Here is a 16,293-nt window from a genome sequence, read left to right on the forward strand (position 1 = left end):
ATGCTGTCGTGGTTTGAGGCGGCGGACACGCTCGATGAAGACCTTCATTCGCGTCGTTGAACTTTGGGTACCCGACCGGACGCGCATGCGGCTGGAATTCGGCGGCGGCCTCTACGACGATGGGCTGTCCGCGTTCAAAGCCGTCAGCGAAGAGCTGCACTTCGGATATGACGAGGGACTTCCCGGCAAGGCCTGGGCCTGTGGCCACCCCGTCATCCTCACGAAATTCGCCAACTCCTATTTCAAGCGGACCGATCAGGCCGCTGCGGCCGGCCTCACCTGCGGCGTGGCGGTGCCGGTGTTCGCGGGCGAATTCCTGCAAGCCGTGCTGGTGCTGTTCTGCGGCGACGACGAGGCGCATGTCGGCGCGATCGAACTCTGGCACAACGATCCTGATCTCTCGCATGAGATGGGGCTCGTCGATGGCTATTACGGCACCGCGGACATGTTCGAATTCAACTCCCGCCACACCAGATTTCCGCGCGGCTTCGGCCTGCCCGGACGCACCTGGAAGGCGGGCCTGCCGCTGATCATCAAGGACTTGCACGACGCCAAGAGCTTCCTGCGCTGGGAGGACGCCGCCAAGGTCGGGATCAATCTCGGCGTCGGCGTGCCCTACCGAACCGGTACCGACCAGACCTGGGTTCTGACATTCCTCTCCGCGCAGGCAACGCCGATTGCACGACGCTTCGAGATCTGGGTCCCGAACGAGGACCGTTCGGCGCTGGTCTTTCGCGCCGGCGATTGCAGCGCGCAGACCGACCTCGCCGCACGCTATGCGGCGCAGTCCATCGCCAGGGGCGAAGGCAGCATCGGCGGCGCCTGGGCCACCGGCATGCCCGCGCTCAACGACGATCTCACCTCTGACGGCTCGATCGCCGGCTCCGAAGCCTGCGCAGCCGGGCTGAGCCGAATGGTGGCCCTGCCGGTTATCGGCAACGGAAGGCTTGACGCCGTGCTGGCCTGGTATTTGTGATCCGCGTCAATCGTCGGCCTGCAAGTCGGCCTCCGATGGCGTTGCGTCCCGGTTGCGGGGCACGGCCGCCTTCGGCACGAGGCTGCCGTCGAAATCTCCCTCGCCGGCGCCGGCCGGCAGCCAGGGACGGCTTGCTCCCCTCGTCCTCACCGCCTGCACCGAAAAGCCCTCGCCGCGTCTCGTCAGAGCCAGTGCGCCCTGACTGGCAAGACGCGCCCGATCGACCACCATCGCCGCGCAATCGGGTGGCGCAGGCCGCGCCGTCACCACCAGCGCGGAGCGGCTGCAATCATCGGCCAGCGCGTCGATACGCGTCGCCAACGCGATCAGTCGTCCGTCCGCGAGCGGCGCCACGCAGCCGGACTCGTCACACGACACCCCGCTCGCCAACGAGGCGTTGCCGGCATCGCGCGGATCGGCATCGGCAGCCAACCACTCCTTCAGCAGGAAGCTGTCCTTGCTGGCGCGGATCACCTGCAAGCGCCCATCCCCGCCCCGGACCGCGACGCTCGCGCCATCCCCGGCAATCAGGATATCGGGCTGCCGCACCGACAGTCCCCAGAGGATCGCTGCCAGCAGCACCAGGGCGCCGGACCAGCGCAAGGGCGTGCGCAACAGGCCCATCACGATGAGCCCGAGGCTCGCTGCGATCAGCGGCGCGATCCCGAAGGCGGGAATGCGGCCGACGGCGCCCGGCAGGGCCGCCACCCAGCGCGCGACCAGGACCATCCACTCGATGCCGATCCCCATCAACCACCAGAACACGCCGTCGAGCCCGAAGGGCGCCGCGAGCAGCCCCAACAGCCCGGCCGGCATCACCAGCGCCGAGACCACCGGCATGGCGCCGAGATTGGCGAGCACGCCGTATGGGGTCACGCGATGGAAGTGGAAGGCGGCGTATGGCGTGGTCGCGAGCCCCGCGATCAGCGAGGCCAGGAACAGCATCGCGATCTCCCGGCCGCCCCACAACGCGATCCGCGCAGTCGCGGAATGATCGGGCGATGCGAGCAGGTTCGGCATGCCGATCTGCACCAGCGCCACCAGCCCGAGCGTTGCCGCAAACGACATCTGGAAGCTTGGATGCACCAACGCCTCCGGCGCGACCGCAAGCACGATCAGCGCGGCAACCGCCAGCGTGCGGAAGGTGATGGCGCGGCGGTCGACCATCACTGCGATCAGCACCACCGCCGTCATGAAGAACGATCTTTGCGTCGCAACCTCCGCGCCCGACAGCAACAGGTAGAACGCGGCCGCGACCAGCGCCGCGGCGGCCGACCATTTCTTGATGGCAGAGCCGGCCGCCAGCCCCGGGATCAAGGCCAGCAGCGCGCGCACCGCGAAGAAGACGACGCCGGCGACGACCGCCATGTGATAGCCGGAGATCGACAGCACATGGCCGAGTCCCGAGACGAACATGGCATCGTTCACGGGCGCGGTGATCGCATCGCGCCGCCCCGTGAGCAGCGCCGTCGCAATCGCGCGGTTGTCGCCTTCGAGCGTTGCGCGGATGCGCGCGTCGATCGCGTCGCGCAGGCCCTGCATGAAGGCGGCATAGCGCAGCCGCAGGCCGCCGCCATCCGGCGGTGTGGACGCCGTGATCGCGCCCATCACGAAGCCGGAGGCGCCGATGCCCTGGAAGAACATGTCGCGCGAGAAATCATAGCTGCCGGGGCGCACCGGCGAGATCGGCGGCATCAGCCGCGCCTTCAATTGCACGAAGCTGCCGACCTCCGGCGCCGTGCCCTTGCGCACCGAGAGGCGGACGCGCTCGAGCTTGACGTCGCTGCGCTGCGCCTCCATCGCGCTGACGCGCAGCACGAAGCGATCGGTGCGCTCGCGGATGTCGCGCGCTTCCACGAAGCCCGACAGCGACACCGAATAGAGCGGTTTTGCCAAAACGGTGTGCGCGATACGCGCGGTCTTCCAGGTCGCCACGGCAAAACCAGCCGCGACCGCCGCGAGCATGATGGCGGGCGCAAACAGCCGGCTCCGCCGGAGCAGCACCGCGCCGAGCATCAGCGCGATGGCTGTGGCGGCAACCACCCACAGCACCGGCTCATGATCGGCGGCGAAATAAAGCGCAATGCCGCCGCCGAAGGCGACCGGCACCCACGGCAACAGCCGGCCAGGCCCGGCCTCGCCCCGAGCCCATTGGCGCAGCGTCTCGATGATCGCCGGCCAGATGCCAAAGCCCACCGGCGCAAAACCGCCGGCCGGGGTAGCGCGGCCGACCGGCCACGTCCCGGCAACTCCCTGGGACCGTCCTGGCCGGCCCGGCTCCGCCATTCCCCTGCACCTTACGATACGCGACGGCTGCGGAGGCTACCGGACCGTGCGGCTGCACGAATAGCGGTACGGATCGGGAACAGGCGAAGAGCGCTCTACTTTTCTCCGGGCTGGCGCCCGTTGCTAGATCAGCGGCGCCTGCGAGGAGGCGTGGTGATTGACGATCTTCCACTCGCCGTCCTCGCGGATGATGACCCAGCTCATTTTGACGACGAGATCATCCCGCTCGCCCGCGAGATCGAACGTGATCTTCGCGGCCATGTTGATCAGATCAGGGCCGGCCTGCGCGGCGTGCACGTCGGAGAAGGTCGCGCTCGGCCTCCCCCAGCGCGGCAGGCCGTTGAAATAGTCGGCGACGCCATCTCGGCCGCGATAGAGCTTCGGATTGGAGCCGAAGAAGAACGCGTTCCTCGCATAGAGCGAGGACAGCGCGGCCGCATCGAGCGCCGCGAAGCCGGCGCACCATTTCGCGATGATGGCGGAAACGATGGCGTCGGCCTCGCTGCTCATGTCCTGCTCAGCCCTTCTCAACCCTTGGCGACTTCCTTCGCGAACGTGTCGCGCAGACCGATCGTGCGCGAGAACACCGGCTTGCCGGGCGTCGAGTCCTTGTCACGCACGAAATAGCCCTGGCGCTCGAACTGCATCGGCTCGGTCGAATTGCTCTCCGCAACGGACGCCTCGACCCGCGCATCGGCGAGGATCTCCAGCGAGTTCGGGTTGAGATCGGTCGCGAAGTTCGAGGCATCCGGGCTCGGATTGGCGAACAGCTGGTTGTAGATGCGGATCTCCGCCGGCTTGGAGGCCGCCGCCGGCAGCCAGTGCATGGTCGCCTTGACCTTGCGGCCGTCGGGCGCGTTGCCGCCCTTGGTCGCGGGATCATAGGTGCAGCGCAGCTCCACCACCTCACCCTTGTCGTTTTTGATCACGCCGGTACACTTGACGAAATAGGCATAGCGCAGCCGCACCTCGTTGCCAGGCGACAGGCGGAAGAACTTCTTCGGCGGGTTCTCCATGAAATCGTCCTGCTCGATATAGAGCTCACGGCCGAACGTGATCTTCCGCGTGCCGGCCGAGGGATCGTCGGGATGATTGATCGCCTCGAGCTCCTCGGTCTGCCCTTCCGGATAATTCTCGATCACCACCTTGAGCGGCTTCAAGACCGCCATGCGCCGCTGCGCCGTGCGGTTCAGCTCCTCGCGGATGCAGAACTCCAGCATGCCGACATCGACCACGCTGTTGGCTTTGGCGACGCCGATGCGCTTGACGAACTCGCGAAGTGCAGCCGGCGGCACGCCGCGGCGACGCATGCCCGCCATGGTCGGCATGCGCGGATCGTCCCAGCCCGCGACATGGCCGTCGCGGACGAGCTGGGTCAGCACGCGCTTGGACAGCAGCGTGTAGGTGAGATTCAGCCGCGCGAATTCGTACTGATGCGGCTGTGAGGGCACCGGCAGCTTCTCGATGAACCAGTCGTAGAGCGGTCGGTGGTCCTCGAACTCCAGCGTGCAGATCGAATGCGTGATGCCTTCGATGGCATCCGACTGGCCGTGGGCATAGTCGTAGCTCGGATAGATGCACCATGCGTTGCCGGTGCGCGGATGGTGCGCATGCAGGATGCGGTACAGCACTGGGTCGCGCAGATTGATGTTGCCCGCGGCCATGTCGATCTTGGCCCGCAGCACGCGCGCGCCGTTGGGGAATTCGCCCGCCTTCATGCGGCGGAACAGGTCGAGGTTCTCCTCCACGGAGCGTTCGCGGAACGGCGAATTCTTGCCGGGCTCGGTCAACGTGCCGCGCGAGAGGCGGATCTCCTCCTGGGTCTGGTCGTCGACATAAGCGAGGCCGTCGCGGATCAGCTGCTCCGCCCATTCGTACAGGCGGTCGAAATAGTCCGAGGCGAAGAACAGGTTCTTGCCCCAGTCGAAGCCGAGCCAGCGCACGTCGGCTTGGATGGAATCGATATATTCCTGCTCTTCCTTGACCGGGTTGGTGTCGTCGAAGCGCAGGTGGCAGCGGCCCGGAAACTCCTGGGCGACGCCGAAGTTGAGTGCGATCGACTTGGCGTGGCCGATATGCAAGTAGCCGTTCGGCTCCGGCGGGAACCGGGTCACGATCTCCTTGTATTTGCCCTGATCGAGGTCGGCCTGGATGATGTCACGAATGAAATCGCGCCCAACCTCAGCTGCCACCGGTTCTGTCATTACGAAAATCCTGTAGGGAAATCAGCGGTCCTTCTGCCAAATTCGCGTGGCCGCGCCAAGAGCTTAAGCAAGGCCTGCCGGGTCCGCCGTCGCCCTTTAGTTATGTCCCGTTCCTGCTATACACCACCGCCTCCAATGCATAGGCCCTGCTAAGAATGTCCGATTCCGTCGTCACGCGCTTCGCTCCCTCGCCGACCGGCTTCCTCCATATCGGGGGCGCCCGCACGGCGCTGTTCAACTGGCTTTATGCCAAGAAGCACGGCGGCAAGATGCTGCTGCGGATCGAGGACACCGATCGGGAACGCTCCACGGAGGCGGCGATCGGCGCCATCCTCGACGGGTTGAAGTGGCTCGAGCTCGGCTGGGACGGCGAGGTCATCTACCAGTTCGCCCGCGCCGCCCGGCACCGCGAGGTCGCCGAGCAGCTGCTCGCCGATGGCAAGGCCTACCGTTGCTACGCCACCGCCGAAGAGCTCGCCGCCATGCGCGAGAAGGCGCGCAGCGAGGGGCGCACCCGCCTCTATGACGGCATGTGGCGCGACCGCGACGCGGCCACGGCTCCGAGCGACGTCAAGCCCACCATCCGCCTGCGCGCGCCGCAGACCGGCGAGACCGTGATCGAGGACCAGGTCCAGGGTCGCGTGGTCTGGCAGAACGAGAACCTCGACGATCTCGTCCTGCTGCGCGGCGACGGCAACCCGACCTACATGCTCGCCGTGGTGGTCGACGACCACGACATGGGCGTCACCCATGTGATCCGCGGCGACGACCACCTGATCAACGCCGCCCGCCAGAAGCAGATCTACGATGCGATGGGCTGGGAGCTGCCCAGCATGTCCCATATCCCGCTGATCCACGGCCCGGACGGCTCGAAACTCTCCAAGCGGCACGGCGCGCTCGGCGTCGATGCCTACCGCGCGATGGGGTACCTGCCGGCTGCGCTGCGCAACTACCTGGTCCGGCTCGGCTGGAGCCACGGCGACCAGGAGATCTTCTCGACCGAGGAGATGATCGACGCGTTCGATCTCGGCAGCGTCGGCCGCGCCGCCGCCCGCTTCGATTTCGCCAAGCTGGAAAACCTCAACGGCCACTACATCCGCCACGCCGACGATCAATCGCTCGTGAAGATGTTCGAGGACGTGCTCGACCACGTCGTGCCGAGCCGCGACGAGATCAAGGCCAAGTTAAACGACACCACGCGCGCGCAGCTGCTCAAGGCCATGCCGGCGCTCAAGGAGCGCGCCAAGACATTGATCGAGCTGATCGACGGCGCCCATTTCATCTTCGCCGACCGGCCGCTGGCGCCGGATCCCAAGGCGCAGGCGCTGTTGACGCCCGAGAACCGCAAGCTGATCGGCCAGCTACATTCCGCGCTGGAGAAAGTCGAGACGTGGAGCGGCGCCACCACCGAGGCCGCGCTGCGCGCCTTTGCCGAGGAAAATAGTCTCAAGCTCGGCGCGGTCGCCCAGCCGCTTCGGGCGGCGCTCACCGGACGGACGACGTCCCCTGGTATATTTGAGGTTTTGGAGGTGCTTGGACGCCAGGAAAGCCTCGGCCGGCTTAGGGATCAGTCTACGACGTAAGTCGACCATGCGTGCGGCGATCTTGCAGCGCACATAGCAATAATATACCCATCTCCCCCACATTCTGGAACATCCGGCCTGCCCCCATGGTCGCCCTGGGGGTCTCCGGCTCCGGCCCGTCTCACCACACATCGGGGACCTCTGATGGACGCAAAAGAAAGCCCAAAGACCGCGACGCTGACGGTCGGAAACAAGAATTTCGATCTTCCGATCCTCAGCGGCAGCGTCGGGCCTGACGTCATCGATATCGGCAAGCTCTACGGCCAGTCCGGCCTGTTCACCTACGATCCGGGCTTTACCTCGACCGCGAGCTGCCAGTCCAAGATCACCTATATCGACGGCGACGCGGGCGTGCTGGAATACCGCGGCTACCCGATCGAGCAGCTCGCCGAGCATGGCGACTTCCTGGAGACCTGCTACCTCCTGCTCTACGGCAACCTGCCGACCGCCGCGCAGAAGAAGGATTTCGACTACCGCGTGACCCATCACACGATGGTGCACGAGCAGATGGCCCGTTTCTTCCAGGGCTTCCGCCGCGACGCCCATCCGATGGCGATCATGGTCGCGGCCGTCGGCGCGCTGGCCGCGTTCTATCACGATAGCACCGACATCAACGATCCGAAGCAGCGCATGATCGCCTCGATGCGCATGATCGCGAAGATCCCGACGCTGGCTGCGATGGCCTACAAATACACCGTCGGCCAGCCCTTCGTTTATCCGAAGAACTCGCTCGGCTTTGCCGAGAACTTCCTGAACATGTGCTTCGCGGTGCCTTGCGAAGACTACAAGGTCAGCCCGGTGCTCGCCGACGCGCTGGAGAAGATCTTCATCCTGCACGCCGACCACGAGCAGAACGCCTCGACCTCGACGGTGCGCATCGCCGGCTCCTCGGGCGCCAACCCGTTCGCCTGCATCGCGGCCGGCATCGCCTGCCTCTGGGGCCCGGCCCATGGCGGCGCCAACGAAGCCGCGCTGAACATGCTCTATCAGATCGGCACGGTCGACAAGATCCCCGAGTTCATCGCCAAGGTGAAGGACAAGAATTCCGAAGTCCGCCTGATGGGCTTCGGCCACCGGGTCTACAAGAACTACGATCCGCGCGCCAAGATCATGCAGAAGATGTGTCATGCCGTGCTCAAGGAGACCGGCCATGGCGACGATCCGATGCTGAAGGTGGCGATGGAGCTCGAGAAGATCGCGCTCAGCGACCAGTACTTCATCGACCGCAAGCTCTACCCGAACGTGGACTTCTATTCGGGCATCACGCTGAAGGCGATGGGCTTCCCGGTCTCGATGTTCACCGTGCTGTTCGCGGTCGCCCGCACCGTCGGCTGGATCAGCCAGTGGAGCGAGATGATCGAGGATCCCCAACAGAAGATCGGCCGCCCGCGCCAGCTCTACACCGGCGTCGCCAAGCGCGATTACGTGCCGATCGACAAGCGCTAACGTCAGGCCATCACGCCTTTCGCAGCGGCGCCATCGCAAGATGGCGCCGTTTTGTTTTGCGCCCGCACTTTCCTCGTGCTGCCGCGCACAACAACAAGTCCATGCTCACGGCGGCAAGCGCCTTGACAGCCTAAATGCTCCGCGCGCATTCTTACTCTAAGTAAGAATGACGACAGGGATGGAAATGCCGGAGCAGCCGAGAAGTCGGCGGCAGACGCGCGCTGCCATTTTGACTCATCTGCTTCAGTCGGGCGGCTCGTTTCGTCCGCCGCTGGCCAAGGCCGTGCGTCTGTCGGAAGCGAGCCTGTCGCGCATCCTGCTCGACCTGAAGGCCGAGGGTCTGATCGAGGAAGTGCGGCGCCCTGCCCCTTACGTCGGCGGCCCGACCGGTCTCGTGTCGCTGGACGGCGCGGTGGCGCTGGCAGCCTTCGAGCTGACGACGCAGCGGCTCAGCGTCGGGGTCGGCGGCCTGTCGGGTGAGCTGCACTACACCGAGCGTGTGCCGCTCCCGAAGACGCCTGACGTCGAGACCGTCGGCCGGGCATTTCGCGAAGCGATGACGTTGTTGCGCGACTGGACGCGGCGCCGCCGGATCACCCTCTCGCAGATCGGCGTCTCGATTCCCGGCCTCGGCCGTCTCAGCATATCGGCCAATCCGATCATTCCCTGCGACGTCGCTCGCATCAGCGACATGTTCGGCGAGATGTTCGCCGGCGTGCCGCTCGAATTCACCAATTCGGTCGTCGCGCATGCCACCTTTCACCGCTGCCGCACGGAAAGCTACCCGTTCAACGACACGCATCTGTTCGTGCTCGTCAGCCACGGCGTCGCCGGCGCCTGGATGGATGATCCGGCCGAGACCGATGCTCTGCAGCCGATCGAGCTCGGCCACATGGTGTTCGGGCCTGACGGACCGCGCTGCCGCTGCGGACATCACGGCTGCGTCGAGGCCTATACGTCGATTCCCGCGCTGGCTGCGCTTCTCGGCGTTTCCGAGACCGAGCTGCTCCAGCTCGGCAACGAATGGGTCAACACGGTCCCGATCTCATCGCGCGTGCGGCAGGATTTGCGCCGTCGGCTGTTCCGGCTCGGCCTTGCGATCGGCAATACGCTGAACGTCAAGCCGTGCGGCGGCGTTGCGATCAGCGGCTGGCCGTCGCTTCTCGCTGAAGAGGATCGGCAAGCACTGGTCGATGGGATCGACGCCTGCCTGCTGGGCGGACGCAAACTGGCGCAGGTCTCCCTCGCCTTCGTGCCGCCGTCGACCGGCAACGATCCGCAGGCTGCGCTCGCCTTCGCCGCCTTTTGTCTCGCCAGCCGTGGCGGCATGCCCGCGGCATCGACGGAGGCGGCCTGACATGCGCTGAGCCCAAACGGCCTGTAAAGCGCGAAAGATTTCACACCGGGAGGAACTGCCATGCCGATCACAATAACAAGGCGTCGTCTGCTCGCTGGCTCCGCTGCCGCGCTCGCCTTTCCGCACCTTGCCCGCGCGCAAGGCGCGGCCAAGCCGCGACTGACCGCGATCTCGCAATGGTCGGCGGGCAGCGACGGGGCGGCCATTACGGCGCTCGGCAAGAAATTCGAGGAGAAGGGCGGCGTTTGGCAGCACTCGCCCGTCCCCGGCTTCACCACCGAGATGATGAACAAGCTGCGCGCGCAGATCATGGCCGGCGATCCGCCGGCTTGCTCGCAGCTCAAGGGGCCCGAGATTGCGGCCTGGTCGAAGATTGCGCCCACCGTCAATCTCGATGCCCTCGTCGCGGCCGCCGGCTACGAGAAGGTCGTCGCTCCGGACCTTGCAAAGCTGCACAAGCCCGGCGGCAAATGGATTGCGCTGCCGCTACAGATCTACAGCACCAACATGCTCTTCCTGTCCAAGCGCGCGATGGACAAGGCGAAGGCGGACAAGGTCCCCGTCACCTGGGCCGACTTCAACGACCTCGCCGAAAAGATGAAGGCGGGCGGAGTCGCCTCTCCTATCGCCAATGGCGGCACCCGCCCGGACGACGGACAGAAATTCGAGGCGGCTCTCGCGGGCATCAGTCCGCTCGCCTATCGCGCGGCCATCATGAATCTCGAGAAGAAGGCCCTCGAGGGTCCGGAGATCAAGGCCGCGTTCGCCCAGGTGCGCAAGATCGCCGACTGGATGGACCCCAACGTCGGCGCCCAGCATTTCTCGACCAACCTGAAGCGCTTCATCGACGGCGACATGGGCATGATGATCATGGGCGGATGGGCGCAGGGCGTATTGCGCAATGCCGGCTTCAAGCTCGAGGACTTCATGATTGCGCCAGGCCCGAGCGACAACGGCAAGCCGGTCTTCCTGTTGAATGCCGACGCCTTCATCTTCTGGCAGCGCAAGGAGGCGGACCTGCAAGCCGGCCAGACCCTGATGGCTCAGCTCGTCATGGATCCGGCGATCCAGACCATGTACTCGCAGATCACCGGCTCCATCCCCGTGCGCACTGACGTCGATCTATCAGGCGAAGGCTGGTCGGAGGGGCAACGAACAACCTCGAAGGCCTTGAAGGAGGCCATCGCCAGCAATCAGGCCGTCCTCAGCATGGCGCACAACATGGCGCAGGAAAACGGAATGACCGCGGCGATGATCGACGTAATCACGGAGTACGTGAAGAACAAGACGATCAAGCCGGAGCAGGCAGCCACCCGCCTCGCCGAGGCCGTCGAGGGCGCGCGTTGAGCAATGCCGCCACGATGAGACCGGGCCGGCCGGCGCTTCCCGAATGGGTGCGTCGGCTGCCCGAATATCTGACGATCTGGGTGCCGCTGCTGCTGTCGGCGACGCACCTCGTCTCGTTTTCGCTCTGGACGATCTGGATCTCGTTCACGCCGTCCACCCTCGTTCCCGTTGCGGGCTGGGTCGGCTTGCGCAACTACACGGCGGTCACGGCATCGCGCAACTGGCAAATCGCCTTCGACAATTTGCTGCTGTTCGGCAGCGCTTTCGTGCTGCTGAGCGCAGCGACCGGCCTCATCCTCGCGATCCTGCTCGATCAGCGCATTCGTGGCGAGAACGTGCTGCGCTCCATCTTCCTCTATCCCCTGGCGGTGTCCTTCGTGGTCACCGGCACGGTCTGGAGCTGGCTGCTCAATCCCGGTCTCGGGATCCAGAAGCTGGTGCACGACCTCGGCTGGACCTCCTTTAAGTTCGACTGGCTGATCGACCGCGACATGGCGATCTGGACCATTGTCATCGCCGCGATCTGGCAATCCTGCGGCTTTGCCATGGCGCTGTTCCTTGCCGGCCTTCGCTCGGTCGATCCCGACATCATCAAGGCCGCGCAGATCGACGGCGCGGGAGCGGTCCGAACCTACCGGCGTATCATCCTGCCGTCGCTGTGGCCGATCACGGTCACCGTCGTGGTAATCCAGTTGCAGTTCGCGATTTCGACCTTCGATCTCGTGCGCGCGCTCACCAACGGCGGACCGGGAATCGCGACCCAGCTGCCGGCACTCGTCGTCTACGACCTGATGTTCCAGCGCAGCCTGCTCGGTCGCGGCGCGGCGGCGGCCGTGCTGATGTTGCTCATTCTTCTCGCGGTGCTGCTGCCCTATGCGGCGTGGCGATACATCCAGCGACGGCGAGGCGCCCATGCCTGACCGCAGCTTCGCACCGACCCGGATCCTGATCTATCTCGCCGTCTTCTTGATCGCCGCGGCCTGGCTCGCGCCGCTCGTGGTCGTGGTGCTGAACTCGCTGCGGAGCAACGAGGAGATCGCGCAGGGATCGATGATCGGCTGGCCGCAGCATCTGGCCTGGAGCAACTACGCCGCAGCCTGGAGCGGCTTCTGTGTCGCCGAGACCTGCGCCGGCATCCGGCCCTACATGCTGAACTCCGCGCTGGTCACGATTCCCGCCACGATCTTCTCCACCCTGCTCGGCGCAATCGCCGGTTACGCTGTGTCGCTCTGGCGTTTTCGCGGCGACAACTGGATCTACGGCATCGTGACGCTGGGCCTGTTCCTCCCGCAGCAGATGCGCCTGTTGCCCTGGACCATCGTGCTGCGGGACATCGGCCTCATCAACACGCTGACCGGCCTCGTGCTGATTCACACCATTCAGGGGCTCTCATTCACCACGCTGTTCTGCCGGAATTATTATGTCGCCATTCCCCATGAACTGATCAGGGCCGCCCGCATCGACGGCGCCGGCTTCTTCCGCATCTTCTGGCGCATCATCCTGCCGCTCTCAGGTCCCATCCTGATCGTCACGGTGATCTGGCAGTTCACCCATATCTGGAACGAGTTCCTCTATGGCGTGACGTTCACCACCGGCCAGCAGCAGCCCGTCACCGCAGCGCTTATCGCGCTGTCCGCCGCCGTCGCGGATATCCCGCAGCATGGCGTGCAGAGCGCAGCGGTGATCATCGCCGCGCTGCCCACGCTGTTGATCTACCTGCTCGGCGGCAAGTACTTCGTCCGCGGCCTGACTGCCGGGGCCGTGAAATGATGGAGTTGTCATGGCAGCACTGAGCATTCGCGCCCTGTCCAAGCGTTACGCCAATCTGGAGGTGCTGAAGGACATCGCGCTCGACATCGAGAGCGGCGAGTTCACCGTGCTGGTCGGCCCGTCCGGCTGCGGCAAGTCCACCCTGCTCAACATCGTCGCCGGGCTCGACCGCCCGAGCGCGGGAACGATCGAAATCGGCGGCCGCGTCGTCAATGACGTCGCGCCGAAAGACCGCGACATCGCCATGGTGTTCCAGTCCTACGCGCTCTATCCCTCGATGACCGTGCGTCAGAACATCACCTTCGGCATGGAATGCCGTCACGTTCCCAAAGCCGAGCAGGACGCTGCGGTCGGCAATGTCGCAAAACTGCTCCAGATCGAGCCGCTGCTCGGCCGCAAGCCCTCGCAATTGTCCGGCGGCCAGCGCCAGCGCGTGGCGATGGGGCGCGCGCTGGTGCGCAATCCCCTGCTCTTCCTGTTCGACGAGCCGCTCTCCAATCTCGACGCCAAGCTGCGCGTCGAGATGCGGATGGAGATCAAGCGCCTGCATCAGCGCATCGGCGCCACCATCGTCTATGTCACTCACGACCAGATCGAGGCGATGACGATGGCGACGCGGATCGCCGTGATGCATCAGGGCAGCGTGCAGCAATTCGCCGATCCCGACACTGTGTACCGCTATCCCGCCAATCTGTTCGTCGCACGCTTCATGGGCTCGCCGCCGATGAACACCATGCCGGCGCGGCTCGAGGCCGAAAATGACGGTCCGGTCGTCGTGATCGGCGCGGGACGGCCCGACGAGCTTCGTCTTCGCCTTACGGGGTACGACGCAGCAGCACCCTTTGTCGGACGCAAAGTGGTGTTCGGAATCAGGCCGGAATGCATCGCTGAGGGGAGCCGCACGTTTTCCAGCGAAGCGCCTGTCCTCGTCGAGGCGCCGGTGGAGCTGGTCGAGCCTACCGGCGCCGAGACGATGGTGCTCCTGCGGCTCGGCGGCGAGCCCGCGATGGCACGAGTCTCGCCGGATATCCGCCCCGCGCCCGGCACGTCCGCCGCCTTCGCGCTCGACACCCGCCGCATTTGCCTGTTCGACCCCGAGACGGAGCGCCTGATCGCATGACGAAGACGACCTATTCCAGCCTAGCCGGCAGCGTGGTGCTGATCACCGGAGGCGCCAGCGGCATCGGCGCCGCCTTCGTCCGGGCCTTCGCGGGCCAAGGCGCCCGGGTCGCCTTCTTCGACATCGATAAGGACGCCGCCGAAGCCCTGGTGCGGGAAATAGCGGCCTCGTCCGGGCCTGCGCCGCTGTTCGTGCCCTGCGATCTCCTCGACATCGATGCCCTGCGCAGCGCGATGGCAGAGGCCCGCCGCTCGCTTGGCGACGCCGCCGTTCTCGTCAACAACGCCGCCAACGATCAGCGCCAGGCTCTCGCCGAGGTCACGCCATCCGAGTTCGACTGGATGATCGGCGTCAATCTCAAGCACGTCTTCTTCGCGGCGCAAGCGGTGGTGCCACAGATGCAGGCGCGCGGCGGCGGCTCGATCATCAACATGTCGTCGATCGCCTGGATGCGCGGCGCGCCGGCACTGCCGGTCTACGCCGCGGCGAAAGCGGCGATCGTCGGCTTCACCAACTCGCTGGCGCGCTCCGTCGGTCCCGACCGCATTCGCGTCAACGCGATCGCGCCGGGCATGGTCATCACCGAGCGCCAGCGCAGGCTGTGGTATCCGGACGATCGGGTCATCGCCGAGATACGCTCGCGCCAGGCGGTGCCCGATGCGGTAACGCCCGAAGACATTGCCAATATGGCACTGTTCCTCGCCTCCGACGAAAGCCAGCGCATCACCAGCCAGTGTTTCAGGGTTGATGGCGGACTCGCCTAGGCCGGTGCGCATAAGACCGTTCGAGTGCCCTTTGCTTAGCCCTACGTGACGTTCGACAATAGTGATTGGAACTAGGAAACCTTGGGAGGTTCGCGCGTTTAGGGGCCGGAGCAAGCCGTGGAGGAGAAGCATGCGAACAGCAATTCTCGCATTGATTGTAGTTGCCGGAAGCGCAATGAGCTTCCAAGCAACGGCCCAACAGCAAAAGGCCGCACCCAGTGAGCAAACCAAGGAGGAGATGAAGCGCGACGTGGACCGGGAGCTCAAGGCTGGCCAGCCCAACGAGCAGATGCAGCGCGATGCGGACAAAGGGATCAAGACCCGCAACTCCGGAGAGTCAGGATACGTGGCCGATCAAGACAAGCCGGCCGCTTCGGCGCATCCTCCGGGCCGACCGGGAAGTGAGCAGACCACGGGTTCGGGTAGCCAGACCGGCACTCCGAAATAGAACACTCGGCCTGCGCTGCGTCTACGGCGAGTTGCGCGGACGCCGGAAGTGGCCAATTCACGGGTCGCATGCGGTCCCGAGTTAGCGTGTCGTCCGCCTGGTTGCCGCCCAAATGTCCTCCCGGGGTCAGTATGTCGCGCTCAGTGTACGCGTGGAGCGAGACCCCGGCGGCAAGTGGCGGGCCGTCATAGGGCGCACAAGCGCCAGTCGAGGCAAGACGGCCCCCCGCGTTCTGTCCACCGCCGATAGGCGACATCCCAACTGCCTCAAATGATCCGGCTAAGGGTCACGAGGCGACATGGAGCGGGATGTCACTCTATGAACAGCAGTCCCCTCTTCTTATCGCCATCAAACGTATTTACAGCGTCGAACAGCCGCTTCCGTTCGACTAGCCACGGCTGGAAATCGAAATTGACATCGAGCACGAAAACGAGGTCTTCGGCTTCGAAATAGCCTCCAATTGGGGAATGGTGTCCACTACCAGCACCAAAAATATGAGCGCGATCGAAATTCACGATGTAGCGTCGCCGCGGATCGTTGGAGCGACGGAGATGCTCCAGAAACTGGTTTTCGCTGAGATCACGCAAGACAGTAACTTTCCGGCTGGTGTTGGACTGGGCGACGTTGGCCAGTTCGTCAAGCGTGAGTCCCATGATGCATACGCCTGTCCAGCAACTCCACGTCCCGGCCAACACCTTGCCTTCCGTCCTTGCCGCCTCGCCAAGGGACCGATACGCGTTTGCAACAGCGGCAGGTCCGCAGCGAGAGCCATTTGACTGCCAATCAACGTGTCCTTCAAATGTTGCTGCCACGGGCAGGTGCCACGCACGCTCAATAAGCTCCGGAGTACGTGTGACCGATGACGCTATGGCTTCCGATGGCACGTGCGATTGATTTACCACCAGGGCCCCGGCACACACCAGACTCAGGGCAATCACCAAGCTGCTGACGCTTACGCGGTGCCATCGCTTCATGGATCGGAACCTTGGCGG

Annotated in this window: 14 protein-coding genes; 10 read left to right on the plus strand and 4 right to left on the minus strand. The window is 65.0% G+C overall.

From position 1 onward, the window contains the following. Positions 1 to 34 precede the first annotated feature (34 nt). Positions 35 to 976 carry a GAF domain-containing protein gene (locus N2605_RS18280; RefSeq protein ID WP_225186060.1) on the plus strand — a complete coding sequence of 314 codons (942 nt, stop codon included), beginning with the start codon at positions 35 to 37 and terminating at the stop codon, positions 974 to 976. 6 nt (positions 977 to 982) lie between these two features. On the opposite strand, the gene N2605_RS18285 is transcribed toward N2605_RS18280, so the two are convergent. From N2605_RS18285 to N2605_RS18295, 3 genes are all read right to left on the minus strand, one after another. Next, positions 983 to 3,262 carry a ComEC/Rec2 family competence protein gene (locus N2605_RS18285; protein ID WP_225147136.1) on the minus strand — a complete coding sequence of 760 codons (2,280 nt, stop codon included), beginning with the start codon at positions 3,260 to 3,262 and terminating at the stop codon, positions 983 to 985. Between the two features lie 123 nt (positions 3,263 to 3,385). Beyond that, complete coding sequence (locus N2605_RS18290; protein WP_260347388.1) at positions 3,386 to 3,772, minus strand: nuclear transport factor 2 family protein; 387 nt, start codon at positions 3,770 to 3,772, stop codon at positions 3,386 to 3,388. A gap of 17 nt (positions 3,773 to 3,789) precedes the next feature. After that, positions 3,790 to 5,466: a glutamine--tRNA ligase/YqeY domain fusion protein gene (locus N2605_RS18295; protein WP_036009979.1), complete on the minus strand. Its 1,677-nt coding sequence runs from the start codon at positions 5,464 to 5,466 to the stop codon at positions 3,790 to 3,792. Positions 5,467 to 5,621: 155 nt separating this feature from the next. Here N2605_RS18295 and gltX point away from each other — a divergent pair, with 155 nt between their 5' ends. The 9 genes from gltX (at position 5,622) to N2605_RS18340 (ending at position 15,301) form a co-directional block, all read left to right on the plus strand. After that, the gene (gene gltX / locus N2605_RS18300; protein ID WP_109143623.1) at positions 5,622 to 7,049 is read left to right on the plus strand and encodes a glutamate--tRNA ligase; all 1,428 of its coding nucleotides are present in this window, start codon (positions 5,622 to 5,624) and stop codon (positions 7,047 to 7,049) included. A gap of 144 nt (positions 7,050 to 7,193) precedes the next feature. Further along, a complete protein-coding gene (gene gltA, locus N2605_RS18305; protein WP_036009984.1) occupies positions 7,194 to 8,495 on the plus strand; it encodes a citrate synthase in 1,302 nt (433 codons plus the stop codon). A 178-nt stretch (positions 8,496 to 8,673) separates the two neighbouring features. Then, positions 8,674 to 9,852 (plus strand): ROK family transcriptional regulator, encoded by a 1,179-nt coding sequence (locus N2605_RS18310; RefSeq protein ID WP_260347389.1) that lies wholly within the window; start codon positions 8,674 to 8,676, stop codon positions 9,850 to 9,852. Between the two features lie 60 nt (positions 9,853 to 9,912). Then, positions 9,913 to 11,199, plus strand: coding sequence for an ABC transporter substrate-binding protein (locus tag N2605_RS18315; RefSeq protein ID WP_260347390.1), 1,287 nt, complete (start codon positions 9,913 to 9,915; stop codon positions 11,197 to 11,199). 14 nt (positions 11,200 to 11,213) lie between these two features. After that, on the plus strand, positions 11,214 to 12,119 hold the full coding sequence (locus N2605_RS18320; protein WP_425248859.1) for a carbohydrate ABC transporter permease: 906 nt from the start codon (positions 11,214 to 11,216) through the stop codon (positions 12,117 to 12,119). Continuing rightward, positions 12,112 to 12,969 carry a carbohydrate ABC transporter permease gene (locus N2605_RS18325; protein ID WP_260347392.1) on the plus strand — a complete coding sequence of 286 codons (858 nt, stop codon included), beginning with the start codon at positions 12,112 to 12,114 and terminating at the stop codon, positions 12,967 to 12,969. The genes N2605_RS18320 and N2605_RS18325 overlap by 8 nt, the downstream gene beginning before the upstream one ends. 10 nt (positions 12,970 to 12,979) lie before the next feature. Next, the gene (locus tag N2605_RS18330) at positions 12,980 to 14,089 is read left to right on the plus strand and encodes an ABC transporter ATP-binding protein (protein ID WP_036009987.1); all 1,110 of its coding nucleotides are present in this window, start codon (positions 12,980 to 12,982) and stop codon (positions 14,087 to 14,089) included. Continuing rightward, a complete protein-coding gene (locus N2605_RS18335; protein WP_260347393.1) occupies positions 14,086 to 14,853 on the plus strand; it encodes an SDR family NAD(P)-dependent oxidoreductase in 768 nt (255 codons plus the stop codon). The genes N2605_RS18330 and N2605_RS18335 overlap by 4 nt, the downstream gene beginning before the upstream one ends. 130 nt (positions 14,854 to 14,983) lie before the next feature. Further along, positions 14,984 to 15,301 (plus strand): hypothetical protein, encoded by a 318-nt coding sequence (locus tag N2605_RS18340; RefSeq protein ID WP_141697647.1) that lies wholly within the window; start codon positions 14,984 to 14,986, stop codon positions 15,299 to 15,301. A gap of 311 nt (positions 15,302 to 15,612) precedes the next feature. Here the strand turns inward: N2605_RS18340 and N2605_RS18345 are convergent, their stop codons facing one another. Beyond that, the gene (locus N2605_RS18345; RefSeq protein ID WP_260347394.1) at positions 15,613 to 16,275 is read right to left on the minus strand and encodes a phytochelatin synthase family protein; all 663 of its coding nucleotides are present in this window, start codon (positions 16,273 to 16,275) and stop codon (positions 15,613 to 15,615) included. Between the last annotated feature and the right edge of the window lie 18 nt (positions 16,276 to 16,293).

This window comes from Bradyrhizobium yuanmingense (assembly GCF_025200905.1).
Classification (GTDB): Bacteria; Pseudomonadota; Alphaproteobacteria; order Rhizobiales; family Xanthobacteraceae; genus Bradyrhizobium; species Bradyrhizobium yuanmingense.

Bases quoted from the DNA above. Each gene is read 5' to 3' on its own strand.
- gltX (WP_109143623.1), top strand. From the start codon at position 5,622: ATGTCCGATTCCGTCGTCACGCGCTTCGCTCCCTCGCCGACCGGCTTC.
- N2605_RS18295 (WP_036009979.1), bottom strand. From the start codon at position 5,466: ATGACAGAACCGGTGGCAGCTGAGGTTGGGCGCGATTTCATTCGTGAC.
- gltA (WP_036009984.1), top strand. From the start codon at position 7,194: ATGGACGCAAAAGAAAGCCCAAAGACCGCGACGCTGACGGTCGGAAAC.
- N2605_RS18280 (WP_225186060.1), top strand. From the start codon at position 35: ATGAAGACCTTCATTCGCGTCGTTGAACTTTGGGTACCCGACCGGACG.
- N2605_RS18335 (WP_260347393.1), top strand. From the start codon at position 14,086: ATGACGAAGACGACCTATTCCAGCCTAGCCGGCAGCGTGGTGCTGATC.
- N2605_RS18310 (WP_260347389.1), top strand. From the start codon at position 8,674: ATGGAAATGCCGGAGCAGCCGAGAAGTCGGCGGCAGACGCGCGCTGCC.
- N2605_RS18285 (WP_225147136.1), bottom strand. From the start codon at position 3,262: ATGGCGGAGCCGGGCCGGCCAGGACGGTCCCAGGGAGTTGCCGGGACG.
- N2605_RS18345 (WP_260347394.1), bottom strand. From the start codon at position 16,275: ATGAAGCGATGGCACCGCGTAAGCGTCAGCAGCTTGGTGATTGCCCTG.
- N2605_RS18340 (WP_141697647.1), top strand. From the start codon at position 14,984: ATGCGAACAGCAATTCTCGCATTGATTGTAGTTGCCGGAAGCGCAATG.
- N2605_RS18290 (WP_260347388.1), bottom strand. From the start codon at position 3,772: ATGAGCAGCGAGGCCGACGCCATCGTTTCCGCCATCATCGCGAAATGG.
- N2605_RS18325 (WP_260347392.1), top strand. From the start codon at position 12,112: ATGCCTGACCGCAGCTTCGCACCGACCCGGATCCTGATCTATCTCGCC.
- N2605_RS18330 (WP_036009987.1), top strand. From the start codon at position 12,980: ATGGCAGCACTGAGCATTCGCGCCCTGTCCAAGCGTTACGCCAATCTG.
- N2605_RS18315 (WP_260347390.1), top strand. From the start codon at position 9,913: ATGCCGATCACAATAACAAGGCGTCGTCTGCTCGCTGGCTCCGCTGCC.
- N2605_RS18320 (WP_425248859.1), top strand. From the start codon at position 11,214: ATGAGACCGGGCCGGCCGGCGCTTCCCGAATGGGTGCGTCGGCTGCCC.